General features: G+C 67.7%; 4 protein-coding genes and 1 pseudogene. 2 read left to right on the forward strand and 3 right to left on the reverse strand.

The features are described from left to right. On the forward strand, positions 1-689 hold a 689-nt coding region (locus GS4_RS09870; protein WP_007620083.1), incomplete at its 5' end, for a VTT domain-containing protein. Positions 690-740: 51 nt separating this feature from the next. Further along, positions 741-1,451, forward strand: coding sequence for a DedA family protein (locus GS4_RS09875; protein WP_007620084.1), 711 nt, complete (start codon positions 741-743; stop codon positions 1,449-1,451). Positions 1,452-1,469: 18 nt separating this feature from the next. Here GS4_RS09875 and GS4_RS09880 read toward each other — a convergent pair whose 3' ends face one another. From GS4_RS09880 to GS4_RS25950, 3 genes and pseudogenes are all read right to left on the reverse strand, one after another. Beyond that, positions 1,470-2,150: a TrmH family RNA methyltransferase gene (locus tag GS4_RS09880; protein WP_040510138.1), complete on the reverse strand. Its 681-nt coding sequence runs from the start codon at positions 2,148-2,150 to the stop codon at positions 1,470-1,472. 37 nt (positions 2,151-2,187) lie between these two features. Then, a complete protein-coding gene (pyrE, locus tag GS4_RS09885; RefSeq protein WP_007620086.1) occupies positions 2,188-2,769 on the reverse strand; it encodes an orotate phosphoribosyltransferase in 582 nt (193 codons plus the stop codon). Positions 2,770-2,781: 12 nt separating this feature from the next. Then, positions 2,782-2,988 (reverse strand): annotated as a pseudogene (locus GS4_RS25950) (hypothetical protein); the annotation flags it as partial.

A 2,988-nucleotide genomic window follows, 5' to 3' on the forward strand; every position in this document is an offset into this window, starting at 1 on the left:
CCCTCGCCACGACCACCACCAACCTCGCCCTGCTGCCGGGATTCCTCGACCCGGTCAACCTGCTGAACTCGTTCGGCACCTGGATGCTGGGCGGCCTGCTGCTGGTCGTGTTCATCGAGTCCGGTCTGCTGTTCCCCCTGCTCCCCGGTGACTCACTGCTGTTCACCGCGGGGCTCATCGTCGCGGCCAAGTCCGCCGACATCGAGCCCTTCGCCCCGCTGTGGGTGCTCCTGGTGACCATCCCGATCGCCGGCTTCCTCGGCGACCAGGTCGGATACTGGATAGGCAAGAAGCTCGGCTACTCGCTGTTCAAACCCGATGCCAAGGTGCTCAAGGAGCGCTACATCGTCGAGGCACACGAGTTCTTCGAGAAGCACGGTCCGATCACCATCGTGCTGGCACGGTTCGTCCCGATCGTCCGAACCTACGCACCGCTCGTGGCCGGTGCCGCCAAGATGAGGTACTCGGTCTTCCTCACCTACAACATCGTCGGCGCGGTCGCGTGGGGCGCGGGCATCACCCTACTCGGCTACTTCCTCGGACAGATCGCCTTCATCCGCGACAACGTCGACATCATCTTCCTGCTGATCGTCTTCATCTCCGTGCTGCCGATCATCTCCGAGGTGATCAAACGCATCCGGAAGTCCCGGCGCCCGGTCACCGAAGAGCCGGTCGACGTCAACGGCTGACCGGTAGGTCCTCCAGCGGGTTCACAGGCGCACCGCGTAGCCTGATGACCCGTGATCGCCTCCACCCTTGCCCAGGCCACGACCGTCCAGGTCGCGCTGCCCGGCATCCTCGACCCCATCAACGTGCTGAGCTGGTTCGGCGCATGGGCGTTCTGGGGTCTGCTGCTGGTCATCCTCATCGAGTCCGGCGTCCTCTTCCCGATTTTGCCGGGTGACTCCCTGCTCTTCGTGGCGGGCATGGTCGTCGCGGCGGGCGGCAAGGAGGGCATCGACAAGTTCGCGTCGCTCTGGCAACTGCTGATCTTCATCCCGGTCGCCGCGGTCATCGGCGGTCAGATCGGCTACTGGATCGGCAGATTCGTCGGAACCGAGATGTTCAGACCCGACGCCCGATTCCTCAAGGAGCGCTACCTCACGGAGGCGCACGAGTTCTTCGAGAAGCGCGGCCCGATCATGATCTTCCTGGCCCGCTTCGTCCCGATCGTGCGGACCCTGGCCCCGATCGTCGCCGGCGCCGCACGGATGCGGTGGGCGGTGTTCGCGATCTACAACGTGGTCGGCGCCATCGTCTGGGGCGCGGGCATCGTGTTGCTCGGCTACTGGCTGGGCCGTTTCGAGGTCGTGCAGAAGCTCATCGAGCCGATCTTCATCCTGATCGTGATCGTGTCGGTCCTGCCGATGTTCATCGAGTGGTACCGGCGTCGTCGCAACGCGAAGAAGACGCCGGTCGCGGCTGCCGCGACCGATCAAGCCGACATCTGAGGCGCGTCCGGGACGGCGTCACCACGCCCGGGACAGATCCGCGTGCTGTGCGACCCATGCGTGCATGGCGATCCCCGCCGCGACGCCGGCGTTGATCGACCGCGTCGACCCGAACTGCGCGATCGAGACGGTGAGGTCGGCCCCCGACTGCGCGTCGTCGCTCACGCCGGGCCCCTCCTGGCCGAACAGCAGGACGCAGGCGCGGGGCAGCGCAGTCGTCTCCAGCGGTTGGGCCCCGGGTGTGTTGTCGACCGCCACGACGGCCAATCCCTCGGCATGCGCCCAGGTCAGCAATGCTCCGACATCTGGCTGGTGCACGATGTGCTGATAGCGGTCGGTGACCATCGCACCCCGACGGTTCCACCGCCGACGCCCGACGATGTGTACCGACGACGCAGCGAAGGCGTTTGCGGTGCGGACCACGGTCCCGATGTTGGCGTCGTGCGCAAAGTTCTCGATCGCGACGTGGAACGGATGCCGACGCGAGTCGATGTCGGCGACGATCGCGTCACGCGTCCAGTAGCGGTACCCGTCGACGACGTTGCGGGTGTCCCCGACGTCGAGCAACTCCGGGTCGTAGCGCGGGTCGTCCGGAACGGGTTCATCGTGTTCGCTCGTCCACGGACCCACCCCGACCACCGGACCGTTGCGCGGCTGCCACTCGGTGGGCCCCGACGGATCTTCGGCGTCGATTGGCATGTCGGTGTCGGTCGGCCCCGACGGTCCCGACGACGGTTCAGGCGAGTCCGAGATCATGCAGGTCCAACAGCGACCGGTAGGGCACCCCGAGTGCTCCGATGACCTCGTCCGCCCCGGTGGCACGGTCGACGACGGTCGCGACACCGACGACGGTGGCGCCGGCCTCCCGCGCGGCCTCGACCGCATTCGACGGCGACGCACCGGTGGTGCTGGTGTCCTCGACCACGAGAACGCGGCGTCCGGCGATGTCGGGTCCCTCGATGCGACGCTGCATCCCGTGCGCCTTCACGGCCTTGCGGACCACGAAGGAGTCGATGTCGCGACCGGCGGCGTGCATGATCGACGTCGCCACCGGATCGGCGCCGAGGGTGAGTCCGCCGACGGCGTCGTAGTCCCAGTCGGCGGTGAGTTCACGCATCAGCCCGCCGATCAGTCGGGATGCCTCGTGATGCAGCGTCGCCCGCCGAAGATCGACGTAGTAGTCGGCCTCTTTGCCCGACGACAGCGTCACCCGACCGTGGACCACCGCCAACTCGGTGACCAGCTCGGCCAGACGGGTGCGGTCGGTGTCAGACACGGCCGGTGCGGGGGTGGACGACGATGCTGGCGACGCGGACATGTGGTGACGTGCTCACTCTCGACGGTGGTGACGATTCTGCGGATCGACGGTGCGACGACGGCGACCCTCGGCTGCTGCAGCGGGGCCGTCGGCGGCGTCGGCGATGTCGTTCGGGCCGGTCGACGGACGGCGGACCGGCATCGGCGTCATCCGACGACCGGTGGTCGGCGGACCGGCCGGGGTCGCGGCCGGCGAAGCGACGGTCGGCGGGCTGGTCGG

Source organism: Gordonia soli NBRC 108243, assembly GCF_000334455.1.
Lineage (GTDB): Bacteria > Actinomycetota > Actinomycetes > Mycobacteriales > Mycobacteriaceae > Gordonia > Gordonia soli.